Here is a 5,311-nt window from a genome sequence, read left to right on the forward strand (position 1 = left end):
AAAGGAACTATGCAAAAGCCTGTGAGACTTTAGATAATGGCTTCGAAGATGCCTTCCAATACACAGTAATGGATAAGAGTCACAATCGTTTAAAAAGTACTAATCTTCTTGAACGATTGAACCAAGAAGTACGCCGAAGAGAAAAGATTATTCGTATTTTCCCCAATCGTGTGTCAGCCAATCGTTTAATTGGTGCTGTCCTGATGGACACGCATGACGAATGGATCAGTTCTAAAAGAAAGTATATCAAGTTTAACCAGTAAGAGAGTATAGAACATTGTACTAGAAACTTTTACACAAGATTATGGACTTGACTCTTAAATTCGTTCCATTAGATTGAATGACTTGTTGATACCATTCAAAGGATTTCTTTTTACTTCTTCGCATATCTCCGTTGCCTTCATTGTCTAAGCAAACATGAATAAATCCATATCTTTTTTCAACTTCACCGGTGCCTGTAGAGACTAAATCAATACAGCCCCAAGGTGTGTATCCCATTAAATCGACTCCATCTAACGCTATTGCATCTCTCATTGCTTCAATATGTTCTTTTAAATAGTCAATACGATAGTCATCATTAATTTGACCTTCTTGATTGACCGTGTCATACGCCCCTAGACCATTTTCTACTACAAAAAGAGGTAAACGATAGCGATCGTATATTTTCGATAATCCAATGCGTAAGCCTAGCGGATCCACCGCCCAGTCCCAATCTGATGTTTTTAGGAATGGATTTTTAGTAACCGTCATTTGATTTCCCACTACTCGATCAAGCTCTGTCGAATCCACATCTGAAACGGACGTCATATAATAACTGAGTCCAATATAGTCGACCGTTCCTTGCTTTATTATCGATAGATCATCCGGTGCCATGTCAATCTTAATTTTTTTGCGTTCGAATTCTTTCATCTTATAATGCGGATATTCTCCATGGACTTGAACATCCATATAAAATTCCATTTCGCGATTAAATTGTAATGATGCGAGGACATTTTCTGGTCGACTGTTTAGCAGATAATTAAGTAAATAACATACCATCATTCCTATTTTAAATTCTGGATTAATTCGTCGCCCTAAAATGACCGCCTGAGCGCTAGCTACAAATACATGGTGCTTCGCTTGCATCACTGTCTGCTCATCATGAAAACGAATCCCCAATTTAGGATATCCATTTAATATATTGATTTCATTAAATGTCATCCAATATTTCACTTTATGCTTAAATGCATGATAGACTGTTTCACAAAAAAATAAAAAACTTTCTATCGTCTCACGTCCAGCCCATCCATTATACGTATCTGCCAAATAAAGTGGCATATCGAAATGATTTAATGTAATAACTGGTTCAATTTGATATTTTATCAATTCATCAATAACTTGATGGTAAAAATCAAGCCCTTCTTGATTGACTTCAAGTTTTCCGTCTGGGCAAATTCGCGTCCAATTAAGCGAAAAACGATAAGCTTTAAATCCCATCTCCGCAAATAATCGAATGTCTTCTTTCCAATGATGATAAAAGTCTGTTGCTATATGACTAGGATAATATTGGTTTTCCACTACATATCCTGTAGCACCTTCTGGAATATCTTCCAATCTTGTTGCATAGCCAATTTTCCCTTGCGCATCCTTAAACGTAACATATCGTGGCGTCGATTTATTTCCCCCTGTATAAACATCCGCTGTAGATAGCGTTTTACCGCCTAAGTTATAGCCTCCTTCATACTGATTGGCTGCTGTCGCACCACCCCATAAAAAATCTTTAGGGAATACTTGTTTCATATGATTATCCTTTCTTATCCATTTCAATTTACTTTTGATGCAATGATTTGGCCTTATAGCTTGTACTATCTTTTTAAAATGAATTTCTATTGATATCGCTATTTCCTATTATTATGCTTTTTTATGCGTTTTTGCTTTTGAAATATCTGTCATCATGGTTAATATAAAACCGATAGCTGTAACTAGTACAAACGTAATGATTCGGTGCCAAAAGTTTGCATTAATTTCACCACTATCTGGAATGTAACTTGGTAAGGCAAAGATACCCGATCCACCTAAACGATACGCTACTACGTTGAAATAGCCCGTATATGCTCCACCAATTGCACTCGCTATCAACGCATTGATAAAGGTACGACGAACTGGTAATAATATCCCATAAAGAGCTGGTTCAGTAATTCCAAATAACGCTGATACACTTGCTGGAATACTTAATCCTTTTAATTTTTTATCCTTTGTTTTTACTAGGACAGCTAATAAAACACCTAATACCGCAAAACTAGTCAAACCTGAAAATGCAAAAATAGGAGTAGCTCCTTCTTCTGCCAACTGAATTAATCCAATTGGAACAACACTCCAATGTAACCCGAACATCACTAAAATTTGCCAAAATCCACTTAAAATCGCACCAAAAAGAGTTGGGCTAATGTTATAAGTTGCTTGGAAAACATAACCAATCAAACTAGCAATCCATGTTGAAATTGGGCCAATTACAATAAAAGATAATGGTACTGTTATAAGTATTGTAAAAAAATGGCGTTAAAAATGAATTTAAAGAAGTTGGCATGATACTTTGACTTTTTTTCTCCACTTTTGATGCAAACCATAAAGCAATAATTATTGGAATAACACTTGAATAATAGCTTCCTGACGGTGGCAAAATGATTGGTAAGCCCATAAAAGTAGCATGTACATCTGATACTAATGGTGTATTTTTAAATAATGTATATAATACATCGCCTTCAACAATTTTAGTCAGGTTTGGATAGACAAACGCACTTCCAATTGCTAGGGCGGTATAGCGATTCATTTTAAATTTCTCTGCTGCTGTTACGGCTAAGAATAAAGGTAAGAACTGAAAGAACGCATCTCCTGCTGCATTAAACACAGAGAAAACGCCACTATTTTGCGCATTTAATCCAAATGCTCCTAAAATAGCTACAAGACCTTTGATCATTCCTGTTGCAGATAAAATGGCTATAAACGGTAAAAATAAACTAGAAATCAAATCAATAAATCGATCGATTAAATTCATATTGGCTGGCTCTTTTATTTCATGTTGTGAGTCTTTCTGATTCAAACGCATCTGTTTCATTATGGCTTGATAAACACTTGCGACATGATTGCCGATGACCACTTGATATTGTCCGCTACTTTGAACCACCGTCACAATGTCTTCATGATTTTTAAGATAGTCTGTATTTGCTTTTTCTTCATCTTTCAATATAAAACGTAATCTTGTCATACAATGTCGTAGTTCCGAAACATTATCCTCTCCACCTATATGATTAATAATTTCTTTTGCTAACTCATCGATATTTTTATTCATTGAAAACTTTCTTCCTTTCTTTCGTTTTTTTACATTCAAATAACTTTATTAAACATCTTAAAATAATCAATAATTATATATCCTATCCTGATATAAGAAATTTAATCGATTATTTTTTTGTATCTGCGTATAGTCTAACTAAATTGAAAGAAAGTGCAAGACCTAATCTAAATATTTAGGCTATTTATGGCTATTTTTTAATCGTTCCTGCTCAAAAATTAATCCATTTTAATTTATCATTATTCTGAAGTACTTTGAGAAATACTAGATACCTTTTCCATATTTTGTTTGGAAGAGGAACAATACTATGCCATAAAAAAGACCTGCTCGCCACTCTTTTCTTAGATTGTTATCCCAAGAGTTAGTTGAACAGGTTTTTATTTTAAATAGGATTTTATATATTATTCAAACCAAATTTTATGCATTTCCTTTAATGATTCTCTCGTTAAAGGATATCCTGCTGACTCTGACAAAACTGAATCAACACTGCAGTAAGGACAGATTGCTGTCGCATCGGGACCACTTCCTATCCACTCAAATATTTCATCAGGTGAAAATATTGCTAAGCAATAAAAGCAGCCACACTTCTTGTCTTTTTTTAACATTTTTTGATTACCACTTGAATATTCATGCGCTTTATATGCATCCATATCTATCAACTCCTTTAAAAATTTTTACTCTATTTTATTTTTCTTCGAAAGCTTCCATTTCATAAAGTAAATTAACGTAATGATACATACAATAAAATAACAAACCGCTTGATACAATTGAGGTTCAAATCCCACCTTAAAAAATAATATAGAAAACAGCAAAATGACAATTAAGGATGGAATTTTATTAACCCAATCTTTTAACCCGACTTGAATATCTTCGATTGTTTCTCTATTTAGTCCCGATGCATACGCCTTAATGGGTTTATGATGAACCATATAGAGAATATTTCAGAACCTAAAGTAAAGAGTATATATATCATTAATTTGAGAAAGAAACTAATCGTAAAGAATGAGGGAATAAAAAAGCTGTTAACCATTGTTACTAGTAAAAAAATCATTAAAACACCTACTAGCACAAAGATATTTTTGCTGAATACAAAATCAGCCACATTATCTTTTTTTAATCGCTTCATATCGTTTGTAACAAAATTCTCATCTACCATAATAAAACGAAAAATCGAACTGGTTAATATCATACCTAATATAAAAATCATAAAAGACCATTTAACAAACATATCATTTTTACAAGTAAACAAGACGACGAATCCAAAGATAACACTCAATAATTCATATTTATGTTTGGGATTATAAAAGACTTTCCATGTTTCTAAAAAGAACACTCTATTCACCCTTTCAACGATTACTGATTAAACAATCTATTTAAGTTAGCCACGATGAATGTGATCAACTATTCAATTAACCAAATTTTATAATACAATCATCACATAAACTGCTTTCTAGCACAACTAAAGTTACCTTAATATCTGGATGTTCTCATTTAGGGGTTTAACCATTTCAACGGATTTCGACGGTTAATACTTTCAAAACAAAGGGTAGACGCCTTTATAACAAATACGAACGCTTCCACCATATTTTATTTAAAAAAAGAGGCGAAGCAATCTTTCGATTACCTCACCTACTAATCAACACCATTTGATAAAAGGTTGATTTATTTTACTTTGTACTTTTTCGTTGGTTGCTTTTGAAAAGATACTAGTAGTCCACCTATCGATATTATCGCACTTGCATATAATATGATATTAAAACTTTCTCCGGTTTTGGGCAATATTTTCTTTGGCTTTTCTAAAATTGTTGGTGTTTCTTTGTTGACAATTTGATAGCCCGTTGTCATGTCTCCTGCATACGATACGGTATACCATTTGTTAGCGTGTTGAATCGCTTGCCCACGCTCGCCGACTTCTTTCACCGTGTACTGATAGTACTCCGTACTTCCCAGTTTAGCGGCCACGTCTAGATTTTTAAATTGGCC

General features: G+C 33.7%; 7 protein-coding genes. 1 reads left to right on the plus strand and 6 read right to left on the minus strand.

What is annotated here, in order from left to right:
- Positions 1–263 (plus strand): IS256 family transposase (locus L866_RS0107870; RefSeq protein WP_025730801.1); only part of this gene is annotated, 263 nt, incomplete at its 5' end.
- A gap of 19 nt (positions 264–282) precedes the next feature.
- Here the strand turns inward: L866_RS0107870 and L866_RS0107875 are convergent.
- From L866_RS0107875 to L866_RS0107895, 6 genes are all read right to left on the minus strand, one after another.
- On the minus strand, positions 283–1,779 hold the full coding sequence (locus L866_RS0107875) for a glycoside hydrolase family 1 protein (protein ID WP_025730803.1): 1,497 nt from the start codon (positions 1,777–1,779) through the stop codon (positions 283–285).
- Positions 1,780–1,890: 111 nt separating this feature from the next.
- Positions 1,891–2,523, minus strand: coding sequence for a PTS transporter subunit EIIC (locus L866_RS09715; RefSeq protein WP_342664136.1), 633 nt, complete (start codon positions 2,521–2,523; stop codon positions 1,891–1,893).
- The gene (locus L866_RS09720) at positions 2,462–3,328 is read right to left on the minus strand and encodes a PTS transporter subunit EIIB (protein ID WP_051452881.1); all 867 of its coding nucleotides are present in this window, start codon (positions 3,326–3,328) and stop codon (positions 2,462–2,464) included. The genes L866_RS09715 and L866_RS09720 overlap by 62 nt, the downstream gene beginning before the upstream one ends.
- A gap of 401 nt (positions 3,329–3,729) precedes the next feature.
- Positions 3,730–3,978 carry a hypothetical protein gene (locus tag L866_RS0107885; protein WP_025730805.1) on the minus strand — a complete coding sequence of 83 codons (249 nt, stop codon included), beginning with the start codon at positions 3,976–3,978 and terminating at the stop codon, positions 3,730–3,732.
- Positions 3,979–4,002: 24 nt separating this feature from the next.
- Positions 4,003–4,257, minus strand: a complete 255-nt coding sequence (locus tag L866_RS09530) for a hypothetical protein (RefSeq protein WP_156919545.1) — start codon at positions 4,255–4,257, stop codon at positions 4,003–4,005.
- Positions 4,258–4,990: 733 nt separating this feature from the next.
- Positions 4,991–5,311 (minus strand): LPXTG cell wall anchor domain-containing protein (locus tag L866_RS0107895; RefSeq protein ID WP_025730809.1); only part of this gene is annotated, 321 nt, incomplete at its 5' end.

Origin of the sequence: Atopobacter phocae ATCC BAA-285 (genome assembly GCF_000526675.1) — a bacterium.
GTDB lineage: Bacteria > Bacillota > Bacilli > Lactobacillales > Aerococcaceae > Atopobacter > Atopobacter phocae.

Coding starts and splice junctions, on each gene's coding strand:
- L866_RS0107875 (WP_025730803.1), bottom strand. CDS start 1,779: ATGAAACAAGTATTCCCTAAAGATTTTTTATGGGGTGGTGCGACAGCA.
- L866_RS09720 (WP_051452881.1), bottom strand. CDS start 3,328: ATGAATAAAAATATCGATGAGTTAGCAAAAGAAATTATTAATCATATA.
- L866_RS0107885 (WP_025730805.1), bottom strand. CDS start 3,978: ATGGATGCATATAAAGCGCATGAATATTCAAGTGGTAATCAAAAAATG.
- L866_RS09530 (WP_156919545.1), bottom strand. CDS start 4,257: ATGGTTCATCATAAACCCATTAAGGCGTATGCATCGGGACTAAATAGA.